Genomic DNA, 19622 nt, shown 5'->3' with positions numbered 1-19622 from the left:
ATTCAATTTTCGCTTAGCGGATCATTGTTCAATCTCGTTCGTTTTCGGTTGAAACTTGTAGCGAGGATGTTTGTGTCGGCGCATCTTCAGCAAATCAGCGGGAGGTGCGTCGACCGGTACGTACGGCTTTTCGAGTCCCAATTCGTTCATTCGCGCCTGCAATCGCAGCGCATTCTGGACTGCCGGTTGCGTAATCCTAAGTTCGGCCGCGATATGCCGCTGGAATTTGCCGGCGGCTCGCCGGGCAACGATTTCTTCGCGATGTTGCTCACGCTGAACCGGGTCGAACAAATCGACTTCCAACGTCCGCGTCAACAATTCGCTGGCCGCCGGAATCTCGTCCAAGGCCGGGAAAAGCTGCGCTAGTCGCAGCTCAAATTTGGCCCGGATGAACACGGCCCCGCCGTCGCACAAGCGAATCGGGAACGCGTCGATCCGGCGGATCAGCTGTCGCATCACCCGACTGAGGGCATACGGGTCCGATGCCATCTCCTGCAGCGAGTTCCGCGCGATCTCGCGCACCTCGGGGGCCGACGGTAGGTTGGGAGGAGTGTCAGGACGTGCCGTCAGCTCCTTTAACCGCAACTTCGCGTCGATAATTTGCACTTCGCGCTCTGAGATTTTCGCAGCAATCGACGCAGATGCATTCCCGCTCGCGATAAACTCAACGAGATTGTTCATCTCCCGCTCCAAGCTGGCTATTTCGCGTTCGAGATTTCCGGTTTCGGTCTTGCGTGCGCTCGTCAACGTCAAAAACTCAGCCTGAACCGCCTGGTAAAGCGTTTCGGGAAACTCCGGTAACGCTTCGATTTCACTATAGACGGCCGCCAGAATCTTTTTCGCGGCCAACGTCCCATCAAACGAAGCGCTCTGCCAGCAGGCGTATTCCTTCGCCCCTTTACACATCATGTGATCTTGCTGGCCATGTCCTCCCCAAACGAACGGATGGCCGCAGATCCCGCAAAACGTCTGCTGACCCGGAAACCGCGTTCGCTTCTTCGGTACGTTAGCCCGAGAATCGCGTCCATTTACCTTTTTTCGCCGAAACGGAGCATTCCTTTCGTCCAGCATCCTAATCAAACGGTCGTACCGATCGGGATCCAGATAGGCGAGATGCGGACACTTGCGCACCAGCAAATCTTCCGGCGGCGCTTTTACCGATACCCGGCGCCCGGTCTTGTTAATCCGTTTCGACATCTTCCGATTCGCCTCCCGCTCCCCTTTGAGAATCGGGTTGTGCAGGAGATTCGAAAGAGTGGAAACGGTCCACTTGTTCGAACGAACGTAACGTCCCGTCGGAACGCCGCTAAGATTCAGCCAGTCGACGACTACGGAGTACGACTCCCCCTTTTCCAGACGCTCGATAATTTCCGAAATAATCGGCCCGGCGTCCGGATCCTTCGTGACCTCAGCGTCCGTCGCACCATCCGCCGGCTTGATGTAGCCAAAGGGAACCGTTTTAATCATCCCCTGCTGGAAACGATTCCGCAGGGTACGACGTATTCTCTTCGCCGTATCGGCGTTGCTGAATTCATGGTGCATCGTCGCGAAACCCGCCTTGAAACGCCAATCATCCTGGTCCGTATCCAGATTGTCGTTTAGGGTGATGACGCGAACGTCATGATCTTCCGCCAATTCCAAGAACGTAGTCGCAGCGCTTCGCCGACAGATGCGCCCGAGGTCTTCCGCGATCACCAAATCGCACATTCTAAACGCAATTGCGTCTTCCAATTCACGCAGTTCACCACGATCCAGTCGCTCGCCGCTCCCTCGACTTTGGATGACTTGGACGACCCTAAATCGGTCAGGCAGATTCTGATCGCACCAACGACGACAGGTCGCGACCTGATCATCCAAGGAGCGAAGATCCTGGTGCTCGGTACTGATCCGAGCGACAATGAGGACGCGAATTCCATTAACGCTGCCCGAAAAACCCTGTTGATGATTCGTCATCACGAAACTCCCAAAGAGGAGTCCGTCTAGAACGTAGTCGCGTTGGCCCAATGGGACAACAACCTTGATCAATCGCGAGAAACCATGATCACAGGCGATAACGAATGATCGCCTTAAAACAATTCCGAGATCAGGACTTACGACCGCAAGTCGTCGCTTTGCACGAACTTACGACGTCCCTTTTTCAGAATCCCGCTCTCTCCGCTTTAGTCGAAAGCCGTCAACGTAAGTCGTTGCCGGCTTTTTCTTTGCGCCGATGGCAAATGGGTCGTCCCCCTTACTGAGACAAACGCTGGGACAATAGCCCGAAGATTCCTCCCCAGTTTGACTGGGTCCACGGCGACGGCCGCAGCGTTAATCAGTCCAAGGAGAAGATTGAAGCTTGGCGTGTTGACGACAACGACCATCGACCTCCCAGGGTCCTGGGCAACCTGGCGATTTGAGAGTTCGCTCAAGTTGGCGTCCTTCCCAACGAACGCCCGCTCTTCCCAGGAATTCAGGCGGCGGGTCCAGGGCGAGTCTCGTCACTACATCGCCGCGAACTTCGTGTTGCCGATATGGCGCCCCTTGGTCCTAGTCCGCCGATCTAGTTCGGCGCTTGCATCACCGGAAACTGACGTTCGACTTCTCGACGACGCGTTTGCCGCGGAGATACGTCGAATTTTTCTCGATAGACCCGCGAGAAATGCGATTGCGATTGAAAGCCGCAGGCAAACGCAATGGCATTCACGCTCAACTCGCTATGCAAGATCATCTGATGAGCGCGATCAAGACGCAGTTCGAGATAAAACTGTCCCGGACTGACGTTCAAATGTTCCTTGAAGAGTCGCGACAATTGTCGGGAAGAGAGAGACACGGCGGCGGCCAGTTCGGCCGTGGTAAGAGGCTCTTCGATCTCGGCCTCCATCAGTTCGATCGACTTCACCAGTTTGATATGGTGAATGTCCCAGCGGTCGGTCGCCTTCAGACGCTGGGCCTCTGAGCCGGAACGGATCCGTTCGTGCATGAAATGCTCCGACGCACGAATCGCGACGTCTCGCCCATGCTCCGCTTCCACGGCATGCAACACCATGTCGATCCCGGCCGTTCCGCCGGCGCAAGTCACCCGATTTCGATCGAATTCGAACAGGTTAACCGTCAGGCGGCACATCGGAAATCGCTCGCGAAACGCGGACGCGTTTTCCCAGTGAACCGTGACCCGATAACCGTCCAGAAACCCTCCCATCGCCAACAGTTGTTGCGCCGTATCAACCGCCCCCAATAAACACCCCTGGCTGGAAAACCAGCGGAGCTTTGAGAAAAGGGTCGGCATGGCAAACCGATCAGGCGCGGTTCCACCGACGACCATGACGGTCCCCGGCGGTTCGGTCAGGTCGAAGATGCTGTTGGAGACGCAGATTTCGATCCCGTTTGAGTCTTTCGCCGATCCCCCTTCGAGCGACGTCAAATTCCACGCGTACTTCTTCGGCGCATAGCGGTTCGCTACCCGCAGCGCCTCGATGACCGAGAAAAACGCGATCGAAGTGAATTCGGGAAGCAAGAGAAAGGTGATGGGAGAAGGAAGCGTAAAGCGAAGATCCGAACCGGCCTCCGACTTTCCGAGCCCCCCTCCCCTGACGTAATGAGAATCGACCAACCGAGGCAACTCCGCGAATAGAATGAATCGATCGTCGCGGCATGATCGTGTCGGCGAGTACATTAACCTGCCACTCCCGGGAATGGCTGCTTCCACCGAACAAGTCGCGATTCAATTTGCCGTAGGCCCAAATCCATCAAAGTTCCTAACAGGCCGATCGTCAACATCCCGACGATCACGACGTCGGCATGGAACGTCTGACGAGCGTCGACGATCAGGTATCCAACCCCCGATTCGGCGGCGAGCAGCTCTGCAGCGACGACGCAAGTCCATGCAAATCCGATACCAATACGGAGTCCGGTCAAAATCGACGGTAAAGCGCCGGGAACAATGACCTGAAAGAAGAACTTCCGAAAGCGAATTTCGTGAACCCGAGCAAGTTCGATGTAGTGCTTGTCGGTCTGGCGGATACCGGCCACGACATTGACAAGAATCGGGAAAAAAGCGCCCAGAAAAATAATGAAAACCTTGGAAACTTCACCAATTCCAAACCACAAGACGGCCAACGGGAACCAGCCGATCGGCGGAATCGGCTTCAGGGTCTGCAACAGCCAATCGAAAGTTTGATCGAAAGTCGACCAAAGGCCGATCGCCGAACCAAGCAGGACGCCAACGATGGCGGCCAGCAGGAACCCCTCAAAAACCCGCAGCAAACTAACGGCAATGTGGCCGAAAATTTCTCCCGATTCAATCAAATTCACCGCACTTTCGCCGACAGCCAAAGGCGACGGCAACAGGAGCGGAGTAATTAGCCCGACGCTCGACAGTCCCTGCCAAACCAAGATAACCGCCAACGGCAGCCAGATTCTCCAAACGAGACTCGACATGATCATCACTCCTATTAAGGCGCCGTAGCGGACTGAAACTGCAAATCGACGAACTGTGCGATATCGACCGTCTTGCGATTGACCCCAAGTTCGTGCAGAAATTTCTGCGTCGCCTCGAACTCGGACATCGTCCCTTCGTCGATTTTGGGAAAAAAGATGATCTTGTTAAACGCCTCTTCAACCTGGGCCGGTTCCAAATTGACGTCTTCCGCGATGAGCTTCGCCGCTTCGTTCGGGTGCTCTTGCAGGAATTGATGTCCACGCTGAAACGCAGCCAAGATCGTCTGCACAACTTCCGGCGATTGCTCAACCAGCGTTTTGTTCACCGCAATGACTTCGTTGCCCGATTTCAAACCGGCGCCGTCCATCAAAACTCTCATTTTCCCGCTCGACAAAATCTGCGAGATATATGGTTCCCAGGTGACGCCGGCGTCAATTTGCCCCGTCTGCAGGCTCACATTAATCTCGGGACCTGACATATTGATGAACTGCACGTCGCTCAACGAGAGTCCATCTCGCTGCAAGGCCAAAGCCAACAAGTGATGGCAAAACGATCCCTTGGTGGCGGCGATCTTTTTTCCCTTTAGATCGGCCATGGACTTCGCCGGAGAATCGCTCGGCACCAAAATCGCCAGGCTTGCCGGACTGGTCGCCGCAAGAGCGACAACTTCGATATCAAGCCCGGCGGCGCGCCCGATGATCGCCGGAGTATCGGCCGTCAAAGCGACGTCAATCAATCCGGCGGCGAACGCCTCGTTTTGCAATGGTCCATCCCGCATCGTCGACCATTGAACGCTCCCCTGACCCGCCTCTTGCAGCGCCTCTTGCAGCCACCCCTTCCGCTTCGCGATCCAGAGCGGAGCGTAGGTCGGAATCGGTTGCAAACTGACGCGCACGACGCGCTCTTCAGGAGTCGTGCTGGTCGAGGAGGAACAACCAGCAGTGCTGAGGGAAAGTACAAGACCGCAACAAACGGCTAACAGCAAGTTCCGACTGACGGAATTGAAAATGTCGTACATAAGATTCGCCTGATTCTATTTTCCAACGTATTCCGAGACTTCCGCCTGATCCTTGTCGGCGGACGCTTGATCGTCCACGCTCGACGCAGAGGTACCGGCGGGGCGAAAGATCGAATTCCAAAGATCATGCCGCAGTTGGTCGAACTTCTGATCTCCTCGATCGCGCGGACGAGGCAAGTCGACCGTGAACAAGTCGCGCACCTCACCGGGCCGACTGCCGATCACGGCGATTCGATCCGCTAGAAAAATGGCTTCGTCGATATCGTGCGTCACCAGGATCATGGTGGTATTTTCGGCTCGCCAGATCCGCAAGATTTCGTGCTGCATCTGCTGCCGCGTGAGCGCGTCGAGCGCTCCCAGTGGTTCGTCCAGCAGCAACACTTCCGGACGATTGACGAGCGCTCTGGCCAAGCCGACGCGCTGCGCCATACCACCCGAAAGTTGTCGCGGATACGCTTTCTCAAACCCCACCAAGCCGACCAGGCGAATATGTTCCGCCACAATGGCGGCGCGATCCTTGACGACCGATTCACGCAGACCAAAGTCAATGTTCTGCTCAACGGTCAGCCAAGGCAGCAAGCGATGTTCCTGAAACACCATGCCGCGATCGAGTCCCGGACCGGTGATCGTGCGACCGCCGACCGTGATCTTACCGCTCGTTGGTCGCTCGAGACCGGCGATCATTTTCAGCAACGTGCTTTTGCCGCACCCGCTTCCGCCGACAAAACAAAAGAACTCGCCGGGCTCAATGCTCAAACAGATATCACGGAGGACGGTCACCTCCTTTTTGTCGACTGAAAACGACTTGTTGCAACGGTCGATAAGAACGCCGTTGGCATTGCAGGTCGCTGGTTCGACTTGAGGCTGCGAAGCCCCACTCGTGGTCGATTCGGAACGCGGACTCAGTCGTAATGCACGAGCTACCCGCGACACGATCTCTTTGGCCGATGTAGCGATCGTTTCACCTACTTGGCTAGCTATCAATTCCCGCTCGCTCTGGGGCAAGTGCGACGAGGAATTTCAGGAGAAGGGACAGTATAGGCACACGAGGCTGATGGGTGTGTTCCCAGCTTACCCAGCGGGGACGAGCTTGGCTTGCCCCACAGAGACGGATATTTGTCGTTCATGTGACTTGTCGTTGCTGAGAGGAAAAGCCGCAAAAGCCAGTGCAATCGCCATCAAGCGGACAACCGTACCCGCACCACCGGCTGGCTTTCGCTCTGATCAACCAACACGGGATAGCACAGCCCCCTCACGGGCACTGCTGTAGCGTCGAAAATGCCTAAGAACTAGGCATGACGGCGATGAATCGATGTGCGTTTCGGTCGCTACCCCCGCGAACCGTTCGTCACTATTTTGCGAGTTCCCGCCCGTCGTCACCGTTAGGCACAAAAGTGTCAATCTCGTTCAAGAGGGGACAATCGATTGAATCTATCCTGAATCGCGGTTCGCGGCGGTACCGCCACCCGCGCAATCGGGATCAAAAGCAAGTTAGAAAATGTGAGGCTGAAATATGTCGCTGGAAACAGAATTGCAGAACTACTGGATGCCGTTTACGGCGAATCGAGCGTTCAAAAAGAATCCGCGGTTAATCACGTCGGCGGAGGGAATTCACCTGTTCGATCCTTCCGGTCGTCGCATTCTCGACGGCTCGTCCGGCTTGTTTTGCGTTCCCGCAGGTCACTGCCGACCGGAGATCGCCAAAGCGGTTGGCGAACAACTCCGCAAGCTGGATTACACCTCCCCGTTTCAGTTTTCGCACCCCGGCGGATTTGAACTGGCCCGGAAGATCGCGGAACTGACGCCGCCGGGACTCGATCGGATCTTCTTTGCGAACTCTGGTTCGGAATCGGTCGAAACCGCCATGAAGATGGCGATCGCTTACCATCGCGCCAATGGACAACCGCAGCGCTATCGATTCGTTTCGCGCGAATTGGCCTACCACGGCGTCAACTTCGGTGGGATCTCGGTCGGCGGCATGATCAAGAACCGCGAAGGATACGGGCCGCTCTTGCCGGGCGTGGTTCACATGCGGCATACGCAAACGGTCAAAAACAGCTTCACCCAAGGTCAGGCCGAAACCGGCGCCGACCTGGCGGACGACTTGCAACGCGCCGTCGATTTCTATGGCGCCGATACGATCGCCGCCGTCGTGGTCGAACCGGTCGTCGGGTCGGTCGGGATTCTCGTTCCGCCGAAAGGTTATCTCCAACGACTGCGTCAAATCGCCGACAAACACGGCATCTTGCTGATCTTCGACGAAGTGATCACCGGCTTTGGACGAACCGGGGCTCCGTTCGCAGCACAGACGTTCGACGTTCAGCCCGATCTCATCACCATGGCCAAAGCGCTCACCAACGGTTCGATCCCGATGGGAGCGGTCGCCGCGTCGACCAAGATCTATGACACGATCACCAGCGCGGCGCCGGACGACGTCATTGAATTCTTTCACGGCTACACCTACTCGGCTCATCCAGTTGCGACGGCGGCGGGACTCGCCACGCTTCGCATCTACGAGGAAGACGGACTCTACCAGCGAGCCGCCGATCTGGCGGGGCCGTTCCAAGCGGCGGTCGCGCAGCTCCGCGAACTGTCGATGGTCACCGACATTCGGGGCTACGGTTTGCTCGCCGGTATCGACTTGGAGCCGACCGCCAAGTTCGGCCAGCGCGGCTACGCCATGCTGAAAGCCCTCTTTGAAGCGGGCCTGCTGGTGCGCGTCACCAACGACACCGTCATTTTGGCGCCGCCGTTCGTCGCCGAGGTTTCCGACCTCGAGCAGATGGTCGACATCATCAAGCGCACGATTTCGCAACTGTAATTGGCAATCACCGGCGACCTTCGCCTGTAAAAAATAGGAGAAACGATGAAGTTGAAACAAATTGGTTCGGACGGCGCCGCCGTGTCGGCGTTGGCGCTCGGCTGCATGGGAATGAGCGATCTTTATGGCGTGCGTGACGACAAAGAATCGATCGCCACGATTCACGCCGCACTCGACGCCGGCGTGAACTTTCTCGATACGGCCGACATGTATGGCCCCCACACCAACGAGATTTTGATCGGCGAAGCGATCCGAGATCGTCGCGACGACGCGTTCATCGCCACCAAGTTCGGCATCGTCCGCGACCCGAACGATCCGCAAAAGCGCGGCATTTGCGGCCGTCCCGAGTACGTCAAAGCGTGCTGCGACGCCTCGCTGAAACGATTGGGGATCGACGTGATCGACCTCTACTACCAACATCGCATCGATGCGACCGTTCCGGTCGAAGAGACGATCGGCGCTATGAAGGAACTGGTCGAAGCGGGGAAGGTCCGACTTCTCGGTCTTTCCGAAGCGTCCGTGGAGACGATCAAGCGAGCGCAGTCGGTTCACCCAATCGCCGCGATTCAGTCGGAATACTCGATTTGGAGCCGGGACGTCGAAGATGTCGGCGTGGTCGAATACTGTCGCGAAAGCGGCATCTTGTTCGTCGCCTATAGCCCGCTCGGCCGCGGCTTTTTGACAGGTCAGGTCACTTCGTTTGACGACTTGCCGGCCGACGACTATCGCCGCCATTCGCCTCGTTTCCAGGGCGAAAACTTCCAGAAGAATCTGGAAGTGCTGGATCGCCTGCGAGAAATCGCCCAACGGCGCGAAATGACGCCGTCGCAGTTCGCTCTGGCGTGGCTAATGACCAAAGAAAACCATGTCATTCCGACCTTCGGAACGAAGAAAGTGAAGTACCTGCAAGAGAATCTGCGGGCGCTCGACTATACGCTTACCCAGGACGAGATGGAGCAGATCGAGGCAGTCGCTCCGCAGACGGCATTCTCCGGAACGCGTTACACGCAAGAACTAATGAGGCTGGTCAACGCGTAACGGAAATCTCGACCGTTACCAGTTGGCGTGCAGGGCGCTGGTCCTAGACCAGCGCCTCTTTTTTTTCTTGCGGCGAATCAACAAGCTCAAGACGCTCGGCCAAATCGGTTCTCAGCCAGTCAACGCGCTGATCGCAAAGAACTCTCCGGCGGCCAGCAGTTCGATTATCGCCGGCATGCGGCAGCTCCTGACCATCCGCAACGTCATGACCCGGACCAACCGCGTGCGGGCGGAAGATAAGAGCCGCCTGAGGAAAAAGACCGTCGTTACGGCTATTTCAATTCCCGCACGCGAATCTGTTTGAAATAGAAGACGCTCTTGGGACCGTGGGCCTGAATCGCGATGGCGCCTCCCTGGTCGTCGATCAGACGTTTCGCGCGGATCGCTTCGCGGACGGGATTCTCCGGTTCGGTGTAGTCGACGACGTTGTGGCCCTCGACGAAGACTTCAATTCGCTTCCCTTGGACCTTAACGCGAATCTCAAACCACTTCGTCTCATCCACCGCCGGCTGGTCAATCACCACCACCGAGTAGAGACTGCCGGTCTTGTGCTTGTCTTTGGGAGAGCTGTTGAGCTGAACCTCGTAACCTTTGGCCAGGTTTCTGCCGCCGCGCAGCTCTCGATCGGTATGAAAGAAGATGCCGGAGTTGGAATTCGGTTCTGCGCGGACGATTGCCGTAAGCTCAAAGTCCTTTAGCGTGACATCCTGGCCGGTATCGCCGACGTAAAACAGATGAGCCATGCCGCCGTCGGCGTGCACTTTCAGAAGGCCGTCGACGACGCTGAACGAGTCTGGGTGGAGGTTCGCCTCCCAGCCGGTCAAGTCTTTACCGTTGAACAGGTCTCGCCAGGGAGTTGTCGAATCGTCGCCGGAGGCCGCCTGAATTGTTGACAGAACGCAGATGGCGACGACGCCGACAATCCAATTCGTTTTCATGACGCATTTCGTAGTTTACAAGTGAAAGGAGAGGGGCGCCCTACTTTTTGTCGGAAGTCAGCTCTAGGTTCACTTCGTTTTCGCCAGGGGCGACGTTGGCGGTGAGAGCTCCGATTTGGCCATAGCGGCTGGAGATGGCGACATATTCCGGAACCGGCAGCCCTGCGTCGCGGAGCGCCTGTTGATCCTCCTGACCGAGCTTTTGCGTTTCGATCGTGACGTTGTGCGTCCCCGGCATGGCGCCGGTTCGATCGCGACTAAAGAAGAGAAGGTACTTCCCCTCGACGTCGGTTTGTCCGTACGAAGGACTTCCGCCGGGCTGGGCCGGCGAAAAGGAAACGACGGCGCCTTGCAGCGGCTTACCGTCGATGGTGATGACGCCGGAGACTTCCGCCAGGTCGGGGCCGTCTTGCCCGCAGCCGATCGCCAACAAGCAAAGCAATAGGCTTAGCCAGTGGAATTTCATCATACGCTCCTGTTCGGCTCGAAGGATCGAAAGAATCGCCTGAAACTAGTACTCGCCCAGCGGCTCACCGTCGGCAATGGCGCTCAGTTTTTGATAGATGCCGACGTTCGCCCAATTTAACGTCGAGCTAAAGTCGTGGCCGGTGTGATAGATGGTGTCGGCGATAAAGTGAACGCTGCCGTCGGCGTAGGCGAAGTTGCCGCCGCCGGGATGTTGGCTATGGAAGGCGCGATGCAAATAACCGCCGACCGCGGGACCGTTCAATTTACGGCGGGTCGAACGCATGTGACTGGTCGGGCTTTGCCACGAGTTGTCGACCCTAATGCACTGCGGCCCTTGGCTGTACGAAACGTTTCCGAGGATAAATTGGCGTTCCGATCCGCCGGCCGGGGCGACGATCTCAATGTAGGTAACTTCGCCGATGGCGAAGGTGTTGCTGGTCCCATCGATCAGATCGCGGAACGAACGAGACTTGTTAATGACGAACATCCCATTGTTTCGATTCAGGTCGACGACGACGTCCGTTCCGCTCTCGGTGCAGGGACTGCCGTCAAAAGCGGACCACGAAGCCATATAGCTGCTCGTGGCGTAGGTTTCGCCGTTGACGTCGTAAGTTTCCGGCTTGATGTCGCTGGGGCAGTTGAACGCGTCGAGGGGAGTTCCGGTCGCGGCGATGTTGGCCGCCGTCGAGTAATTGCCAATCGGGTGGACCCGAAAGTCGAGCGAATTGTACATTGCGCTTTGTTCGATCATCGGCAAGATCATCGACGCCCAGCTCCAGCCCCCTTGGTTTTGTGCGCTGTAGCCGGCGACCAGGTCGGTTTCGCCGATCGGGAAGGCGCCGTGCGTATCGTGATAGTTGTGCAAGCCCAGAGCCAACTGCTTGAGATGATTGGTGCAGCTCATGCGGCGAGCCGCTTCACGAGCTTGCTGAACCGCCGGCAACAACAGGCCGATCAAGACGCCGATGATGGCGATCACAACCAGCAATTCAACCAACGTAAAACCTCGAAAATGATTCGTTCGCATCTTACATGTCCTAGTGATATGTTTGGCGATTGGACGGTTGAATAAAGTACCCCGTCGAATAGGAAGACAGTGCCATTGCGTCGCGGGAAAGTCTCTTCTTCGGCGCGAAGTCGCTTGCATCGTTTTCCCGCAACAATAGCGGTTTATCATCTTGTTCGCACTTACGCCAACAATTGTTTTTGGTGACGGCAGACCGCGCAACAAAACCGTCCCTGGGAGATAACCCGCGGAAAAATAGTTCCGACAGAGGGGTGAATGACCGGCAAAAGTCGGACCGGAGTCCGAGGCGGATCCTGACTTGCCGTCGCTAAGCCTGCCAAAGAGTAAGTCGACGGAGCGGCGCAACGCCTGCTGTCCGATTGCGCCGCCCCGTTCGACTTTAGCGATCGTCGCGTTCGCCTACTTTTTGGCGGAAGTGAGTTCGAGATTCACTTCGTTGCGGCCCGACTCGACGTCGGCGGTGAGCGTTCCCATCTGGCGATAGCGATAGGGAATTGCGACATACTCGGGAACCGGCTGACCAGCGTCGCGTAGCGCCTGCTGATCCTCGCGGCCGAGCTTTTCGGTCTCGATCGTGACATTGTGCTTGCCCGGCATGGCGCCGGTTCGATCGCGGCTGAAGAAAAGGCTGTACCGCCCCTCGACGTCGGTTAGTCCGTACGAAGGACTTCCGCCGGGCTCTGCCGGCGAGAAGGAAACGACGGCGCCATGCAGCGGCTTACCGTCGATGGTGATGACTCCCGACACTTCGGCCAGTTTGGGACCGGTCGGTCCGCAACCGATCGCCAACAAGCAAAGCGTCATGCTTAGCAAGGGGAATTTCATAACAAGCTCCTAGTTCGGCTCGAAGGTAATAAGAATCGAGTGGATTTAGTACTGACCCACCGGCTCGCCATCGGCGATCGCCGAGAGACGCTGGTAGATGCCGACCTGGCTCCAGTCGAGGGACGAGCTGTAATCGTGGCCGGTGTGATAGATGGTGTCGGCGATAAAGTGGACGCTGCCGTCAGCATAGGCGAAGTTGGCGCCGCCGGGGTGTTGGCTATGGAAGGCCCGATGCAAATAGCCGCCGACCGCCGGGCCATTCAGCTTGCGGCGGGTCGAACGCATGTGGTTGATCGGACTTTGATAGTCGTTGTTGACGTTGTAGCACTGCGGTCCTTGGTTGTTCGCGACGTTACCCAGGATGAAGTGACGCTCCGATCCGCCGGCCGGGGCGACGATTTCGATGTAGGTAACTTCGCCGATGGCGAAGGTGTTGCTAGTCCCATCGAGCAGGTCGCGGAACGAACGGGACTTGTTGACGACGAACATCCCGTTGTTTCGATTCAGATCGACGGTCACGGCGCCGCCGCTTTCAGTGCAGGGAGTCCCGTCGAAGGCCGACCAGGAAGCCATGTAGCTGCTGGTCGCGTAGGTTGCGCCGTTGACGACATAGGTTTCGGGCTTGATGTCGCTGGGGCAGTTGAACGCTTCGAGGGGAGTTCCGGTCGCGGCGATGTTGGCCGCCGTCGAGTAATTGCCAATCGGGTGGACCCGAAAGTCGAGCGAATTGTACATTGCGCTTTGTTCGATCATCGGCAAGATCATCGACGCCCAGCTCCAGCCCCCTTGGTTTTGTGCGCTGTAGCCGGCGACCAGGTCGGTTTCGCCGATCGGGAAGGCGCCGTGCGTAACGTGATAGTTGTGCAAGCCCAGAGCCAACTGCTTGAGATGATTGGTGCAGCTCATGCGGCGAGCCGCTTCGCGAGCTTGCTGCACAGCCGGCAACAACAGTCCGATCAAGACGCCGATGATGGCGATCACTACCAACAGCTCAACCAATGTGAAACCGAGAGTTCGATTCGTTCGCATGTTAATAATCCTAAGAACGTTCTTGGCATTGGGACGGGCGAATAATGAATCCCGTCGAATACAAATCATCATCGTTTTGTTGCGGGCAAGTCTAATTCTCGGTGGGCTAATATCCCAGGCGTAATGACCGCAAGCTAAATGGGTTTAACACGTTCTTCATGACTTCGCCAACATTAGTTTTTTGCGACGGCAGCCCGCGCAAAAAAAGCGTCCTCAGGGGATAACCGGCCGGAAAATAGTTCCGTCAGAGGGGGCATAAAGCGCGGGTCGACGAGGCTTTGACCTGACGAACGTCCCCTGGAATGCAAGCGAGGAAGGTGCGAATCCTCTAGCCGTATCTCCGGCGATACATCGACCATCAAAATAGCGGCGGTCGAAAACTCGGCTCCATTTTTCTCTCATCCGTGTCTGCGTCTTCAACATTGCGTAGCCCACTCGTCGCCGCAGAATTGCATCGTTGCGAAGCGTTTGCGGACGCACGCCTTGGACAATCTGTTGGCATTGCTCGAAGAGAGAATCCGGCTGCTCGTTCGATCGCAGCTTGAGCGACTGAAAACGCGTGAAGAACTCTTGCAAGTTGCCGTTTGCCGAATCGCGAAAGACTTTCGGTTGTCCATCGGCTTCGCCGGTCAATCGTTCCGTCAGGTGAAAGACGAGTCGATCCAACTCTTCGACGAACGCCTGCTCCGCCATCTAAACCGCTTCGTCGAAGCGAGCCTGATACGAGTTGCGATCATTGTCGCACGAATTTGTTCCGCACGTCTTATCGCCTGTTCCGAAGGTTCCGACAGCATTGCGGCCATAGTTTTTCTCCGTAGAAGAGTAGCAGGTATGGGTCAGCTTGAACTGACATCGCGGTTCAGCGATCGCCGCGACGTGCGGCTGGCCGGCGCCTGAGAGATGCCGAACACTTCGCTCGACGGGCAGCGGCCGCTTGCCCACCGCTGATAGTCGCTTCTTTTAGCAAGATTTCCTCTGTTCCTAATGGAAAAATCTTTTACTTTCTAATGGGCGGCAGCTTATCTTAGGGTCTTCAATAGGGGCTACTTTTGAAGACGTCGTCTCTCGCGTCTTGGGGCTCCCATCGGTCGCTAAAAAAGGTGCGGGAACTGTGCAGCGTCTCTTGAATTAGATGGTCACTGCGTTGATTGCCGGAAGTTAGAAACAATGGAGAGCGACGATCGAATCGAGGAATTGCTCGACGCCTGGCAAGATGCCCGCGATTCGGGAAACGATCTTTCTCCGGAGGAGCTTTGCCGTGATGCGCCCGAACACCTGGAAGCAGTTCGCCGGCAGATCAACGCTCTGCGGAGAATGTCTGGAATCCTAAACGGATTTAACGAACCGAGCATTGCCGATCCTCAAGCCTCCCACCTTGCGGAACACAGCACGGACAACGGCGAGACTCGAATCATTTCAGCGCAGATCCCGGCGGAAGTTTTTCTGAAGCGAGTCCTCGATTCAGGCGTACTGGCCGGTAAAGAAGCGACTCTAGAACAATATGCGGGCCTTGCCGACAATTCTGCGACGCTTTCCGAGCGACTCGTTAACACGAATCTTTTGACCCCGTTCCAAGCCAACGCGCTGCTGCAAGATGAAGGCGACTATCTGACTCTCAATCGCTACGTGATTCTCGACCTCGTTGGCAAGGGAGGCATGGGGGTCGTGTACAAGGCTCGGCATCGAAAAATGGACCGACTCGTCGCCTTGAAGATCCTGCCACGTTCCGACGTCGATTCTCCCGCAAAAGTCCAGCGTTTTCGACGAGAGGTGAAGGCAGCGGCAAAGCTCGAACACCCCAACATCGTTACCGCGTTCGATGCTCACGAGGACAAGGGAGTCTACTTCCTTGCCATGACGTTCATTGATGGACAAGACCTCGGCAAGTTGATCCGCGACAATGGGCCGCTTACGACGTCCCAAGCGATCGATTACGTCAGCCAGGCCGCCAACGGACTTGCCCACGCGCATGAAATGGGAGTGGTCCATCGCGACATCAAGCCCTCGAACCTTTTGCTGGACGAAATGGGGACGGTGAAGATCCTCGACATGGGTTTGGCGCAAATCCGAAGCCTGGATGACGACGTTCGGCGTGACGAATCGTCAGCGTTAACGCAGACCGGCATGATCATGGGAACGATCGCCTTTATCTCGCCGGAGCAAGCTCTTGACACGCGGGATGCGGATGCGCGTAGCGATATCTATTCTTTGGGTTGCACGCTCTACTATCTCCTTACCGGCAAGCCGCCGTACAACGAAGCGTCGGCGATGAAAACAATTCTCGCCCATCAGCATCATGCGATACCTTCCCTTCATTGCGAACGGGGAGACGTACCGCCTCAACTTGACGCCATCTTTCACAAAATGGTCGCCAAGCTTCCCGAAGATCGCTATCAAAGTGCCCGCGAACTCTTGGCCGATTTGGAAGGTCTCGACGCTAGTGCGGCGCGAGGGTTGGAAGCTTATGCAACATCAACTTGGAGATCCAACTCCAGAAGCGGCCAGTCTTCTTCGACGAGACCATTTCTTCGCACTTGGCAATTCATGGCGGCATTCCCAATTGCGATTGCGGCTGCAATTTGGTTTGCAACGCTTTTAATTCCGAAGAATTCGAAACCAAGTACGCTTTATTTCGAAGGTGATCCCGCCGAATGGGCCGGCGCAGAAATCTTTATTGACGGAGCACCGGTCGTCGCTGCGAAGAGTCAGGACGGACAAGAGCATATTGAAGTCGCTGGAGACGACAAGTCGCATACGCTGAGGCTCGTAAAAACGGGGTTCCAACCATTCTCCACTGATTTCACCGCAACGACCGGAATTGAGCAGGCGATTCCCGTGCGACTTGTCCCTGCTGATCCCATCGCCTCTAGCGACCTTCAAACTTCCGATAAGACGCTCCCAAACTACACTTGGCCCCAAGGTAGCCCCAAACCTGCAATCTCTCCCTTTACCGCTGATCAAGCCGCTGAATACCAACAGAATTGGGCCGACTATCTCGGCGTGGCCGTCGAAACGGAAAACTCGATTGGCATGAAATTCCGCATCATTCCCGCTGGGGAATTTCTGATGGGAAGTACTGACGAGGAACTACGCCAGATTATTAAGATGTCAGTGGAACAGAATCTTCCGAATTGGTCCACTAACGAATTAAGCAACGAAGGGCCTCAACATAAAGTCACGCTCACCAAACCGTTTGGGCTCGCTATTCACGAAGTTACGCGTGGCCAATTTCGTCAGTTCGTCGAAGCGACCGGATACAAGACCGACGCCGAACAGGACGGCAAAGGGGGGCACGGTTTAAAAGTCGACGACTGGATGGCTAAAGCCCCGGAATTCATCTGGAGTTCGGACCTAAACTTGCCGGTGGCGCCGACCGATAACCACCCCGTCGTTAATGTGTCGTGGAACGATGCGATCGCCTTCTGCGATTGGTTAAGTGCGAAAGAAGGGGTCGTCTACCGCCTCCCCACAGAGGCGGAATGGGAATTTGCCTGCCGCGCCGGCAACCCCGGTATCTATGGCTTGAAAGGTGGGGAAAACGAACTTTCGAACTATGCATGGCATTCCCAAAAGAACGCCAATCCGCCACCCGTCGGTCAAAAACTGCCGGACGCGTTCGGCATTTACGACATGCGCGGAAACATTCGAGAGTGGTGCCAAGATGGATATATCAACTTCACCGAAGCCCACGCGATTGATCCCTTAGAGACCGCAAATCAAAGCAGTCGTAGCCACCGCGGAGGCGCCTATAATTTTCCACCGGCAATGGCCCGCTCAGCGAAACGGGGGGCGAATGCGCCTGACTACCGCGTTTGGTTTCATGGCTTTCGTGTTGTAAGGGTCTATGAAAAGCCTGCTGACGACAATCAAAAACAAGCCCCGGCCCCCCCGCCTTTCGATTGGCCCCAGGGTCAACCTAAGCCTGCGATCACGCCGTTTACGGCCGAACAAGCGGCTGATTGCCAAAAGAATTGGGCTGACTATCTCGGCGTAGTCGTCGAAACGGAAAACTCGATCGGTATGAAATTCCGCGTCATTCCGAACGGACAATTCCTCATGGGAAGTACCAATGCGGAAATCTCCCATCTGCTCGATTTGGCGAAGCGACAGCGCGCTCCGAGTTGGCGTATTGACATGATTCCGAATGAAGGGCCGCAGCATTGGGTAACGCTGACCAAACCGTTCGGACTCTCCATCCATGAGGTAACTCGCGGCCAGTTTCGCAAATTTGTTGAAGCCACCGGCTACATAACCGACGCCGAAAAGGATGGTATAGGGGGCCTAGGGATCAAGAACGGCGCGTGGGCCCGCGATCCAGATTTCGTCTGGAACTCCAATTTAGGCTTGGAAATCGAGCTTTCCGATGATCATCCTGTTGTGAATGTAACATGGAATGACGCAACCGCCTTTGCCGTGTGGCTAAGCGAAAAGGAGGGAGTGACGTACCGTCTCCCTACGGAAGCGGAGTGGGAGTTCGCTTGTCGTGCAGGGCAACTAGGACTTTACGGAGCGGCCAAGGATGAGGCAGATCTCGCGAAATACGCCCACTTTTCTCAAAGCATCTTTAATCCGCCAAAAGTTGGTGAGAAACTCCCCAATGCTTTTGGGATATTTGATATGCAAGGCTGCGTTTGGGAGTTTTGCAAAGATAGTATCGTCACCTATCGTGACTTGCACGCCATTGATCCTGCTTCGTACCACAATCCAGATCAGCGCATCACTCGAGGGGGCGGCTTTAATCTCCCGCCGGTGGTTGTCCGAGCCGCAAACCGAGGGTTCGTTCCGTCAGATTCGTGCACCTGCGCTCACGGATTTCGACTCGCGAGAAGCTCCCCCTTCCCTGCTGCTGCAAAAGAAACTACCCCTTAGCGCCGATTACCTGCGTGCACGTTTCTCGCAATCGAGAAACGTCATCTGGCCAAAGTAATCGGCCCATCAGGGTCCATTCGGAACTGATCGATCACTTAATTATAAGTCGGGCGCAATCGCCATCTTTGAAACTTCAACTCGGCAATTTTCCGCCGAGCTTCTGGAGGCCCTTGGGATTACCCTATAACCCAGAAAATTAACCAGTCCCCAGCTCAATTCGCTCCGGATTTTAAACGCGGCCTTAATGTATAAATCGTCGCTTGACTTCCTATCCGTTCGGTGCGATCTTGCCTTATCGTCAGCGCTACAGCCCCGACCGCCGTCGAGAGCGAAATAGCTCTCGACAACTCCGCATGACTTGATGATCCGTTGACGCTTCCTCCCTGGAATTGAGCGCCCGATGTCCGAACGTACGGAATTGATTGAGAATCGCATCCAAAAATTGAAACGGGGCGATTCTGAAGCTCGCAATGAACTGCTGCAACTCGCTGAGGACCGGCTTGTCGCCATGACGCGAAAGATCAAACGCGACTTTCCGGACTTAGGGCGCTGGATCGATACGAACGACGTCTTTCAACAGGCGGCCATCCGCCTGCTTCGGTCGCTCGACGCGGTTGAACTCAATGACGCTCGTCACTTCTTTCGTCTGGCGGCCCAGAAGATTCGCTTTGAATTGATCGACCTGATGCGGAAGTTTTACGGTCCCGAAGGAATGGGACGTAAACATCAATCCGCAGCGAGGCGCCTGCAAGATTCCGAAGGCGCCCATGCCAATCTTGCCGACGATCAAGCGGCGATCGACGATCCACGCGATATGGACGAACTTCGCATGGATCTGTTCGAAGCTGTAGATTCGCTGCCCGCCGACGAACGAGAGGTCGTAGACCTGCTGATGTTCCACAACTTGACGCAGGAAGAGGCGGCGCAAGTCATTGGCAAATCGGTACGATCGATAAGACGATATTGGAGATCCGCTCTCTTTCTGCTGCACGAAAAGCTGGAGCCTGGCGACTAGGTCGAACGATGGTCGGTAAATCAAGCCAGCCCAATGATCAAGTCGCCAAATCCTTTGATCGGTCAGCAGTTCACACAAGCTGCCGATAGACCGGATCAGACGACGGCCTGTGCGGACATGCTGAAGACAGAGCTGCAATGGGTAAAATGACGTGAGG

General features: G+C 56.1%; 15 protein-coding genes. 4 read left to right on the top strand and 11 right to left on the bottom strand.

Going from position 1 to position 19622, the window contains the following annotated elements; genetic code table 11:
• Positions 1-21: 21 nt before the first annotated feature.
• From LOC68_RS11005 to LOC68_RS10985, 5 genes are all read right to left on the bottom strand, one after another.
• The gene (locus tag LOC68_RS11005) at positions 22-1953 is read right to left on the bottom strand and encodes a recombinase family protein (RefSeq protein WP_230218444.1); all 1932 of its coding nucleotides are present in this window, start codon (positions 1951-1953) and stop codon (positions 22-24) included.
• Positions 1954-2539: 586 nt separating this feature from the next.
• Positions 2540-3589, bottom strand: a complete 1050-nt coding sequence (locus LOC68_RS11000) for a GlxA family transcriptional regulator (RefSeq protein ID WP_230218443.1) — start codon at positions 3587-3589, stop codon at positions 2540-2542.
• Between the two features lie 62 nt (positions 3590-3651).
• Positions 3652-4416, bottom strand: a complete 765-nt coding sequence (locus LOC68_RS10995) for an ABC transporter permease (RefSeq protein WP_230218442.1) — start codon at positions 4414-4416, stop codon at positions 3652-3654.
• A 14-nt stretch (positions 4417-4430) separates the two neighbouring features.
• Positions 4431-5435 (bottom strand): aliphatic sulfonate ABC transporter substrate-binding protein, encoded by a 1005-nt coding sequence (locus LOC68_RS10990; protein WP_255671085.1) that lies wholly within the window; start codon positions 5433-5435, stop codon positions 4431-4433.
• Between the two features lie 15 nt (positions 5436-5450).
• A complete protein-coding gene (locus LOC68_RS10985) occupies positions 5451-6215 on the bottom strand; it encodes an ABC transporter ATP-binding protein (protein ID WP_230218440.1) in 765 nt (254 codons plus the stop codon).
• 733 nt (positions 6216-6948) lie between these two features.
• Here LOC68_RS10985 and LOC68_RS10980 point away from each other — a divergent pair.
• Together LOC68_RS10980 and LOC68_RS10975 are read left to right on the top strand one after the other, a co-directional pair.
• The gene (locus LOC68_RS10980; RefSeq protein WP_230218439.1) at positions 6949-8256 is read left to right on the top strand and encodes an aminotransferase class III-fold pyridoxal phosphate-dependent enzyme; all 1308 of its coding nucleotides are present in this window, start codon (positions 6949-6951) and stop codon (positions 8254-8256) included.
• Between the two features lie 45 nt (positions 8257-8301).
• On the top strand, positions 8302-9294 hold the full coding sequence (locus tag LOC68_RS10975) for an aldo/keto reductase (protein ID WP_230218438.1): 993 nt from the start codon (positions 8302-8304) through the stop codon (positions 9292-9294).
• Between the two features lie 272 nt (positions 9295-9566).
• On the opposite strand, the gene LOC68_RS10970 is transcribed toward LOC68_RS10975, so the two are convergent.
• The 6 genes from LOC68_RS10970 to LOC68_RS10945 form a co-directional block, all read right to left on the bottom strand.
• Complete coding sequence (locus tag LOC68_RS10970; RefSeq protein WP_230218437.1) at positions 9567-10232, bottom strand: 3-keto-disaccharide hydrolase; 666 nt, start codon at positions 10230-10232, stop codon at positions 9567-9569.
• Between the two features lie 40 nt (positions 10233-10272).
• Entirely contained in the window at positions 10273-10698 is a 426-nt protein-coding gene (locus LOC68_RS10965; protein ID WP_230218435.1) for an Ig-like domain-containing protein, read from the bottom strand.
• Between the two features lie 45 nt (positions 10699-10743).
• On the bottom strand, positions 10744-11727 hold the full coding sequence (locus LOC68_RS10960; RefSeq protein WP_230218433.1) for a DUF1559 domain-containing protein: 984 nt from the start codon (positions 11725-11727) through the stop codon (positions 10744-10746).
• A 399-nt stretch (positions 11728-12126) separates the two neighbouring features.
• Entirely contained in the window at positions 12127-12552 is a 426-nt protein-coding gene (locus tag LOC68_RS10955) for a hypothetical protein (protein WP_230218432.1), read from the bottom strand.
• Positions 12553-12597: 45 nt separating this feature from the next.
• Positions 12598-13581 (bottom strand): DUF1559 domain-containing protein, encoded by a 984-nt coding sequence (locus tag LOC68_RS10950; protein WP_230218430.1) that lies wholly within the window; start codon positions 13579-13581, stop codon positions 12598-12600.
• 213 nt (positions 13582-13794) lie between these two features.
• Entirely contained in the window at positions 13795-14274 is a 480-nt protein-coding gene (locus tag LOC68_RS10945) for a hypothetical protein (protein WP_230218429.1), read from the bottom strand.
• A 474-nt stretch (positions 14275-14748) separates the two neighbouring features.
• Here LOC68_RS10945 and LOC68_RS10940 point away from each other — a divergent pair, with 474 nt between their 5' ends.
• Both LOC68_RS10940 and LOC68_RS10935 read left to right on the top strand, forming a co-directional pair.
• Positions 14749-18450, top strand: coding sequence for an SUMF1/EgtB/PvdO family nonheme iron enzyme (locus LOC68_RS10940; protein WP_230218427.1), 3702 nt, complete (start codon positions 14749-14751; stop codon positions 18448-18450).
• A gap of 400 nt (positions 18451-18850) precedes the next feature.
• Entirely contained in the window at positions 18851-19465 is a 615-nt protein-coding gene (locus tag LOC68_RS10935) for an RNA polymerase sigma factor (RefSeq protein ID WP_230218425.1), read from the top strand.
• The last annotated feature ends 157 nt before the right edge of the window (positions 19466-19622 follow it).

It is taken from the genome of Blastopirellula sediminis (genome assembly GCF_020966755.1).
Classification (GTDB): Bacteria; Planctomycetota; Planctomycetia; order Pirellulales; family Pirellulaceae; genus Blastopirellula; species Blastopirellula sediminis.
The sequence above is the reverse complement of the archived record's forward strand: the minus strand, read 5'-3'. Positions and strand labels throughout refer to the sequence as shown.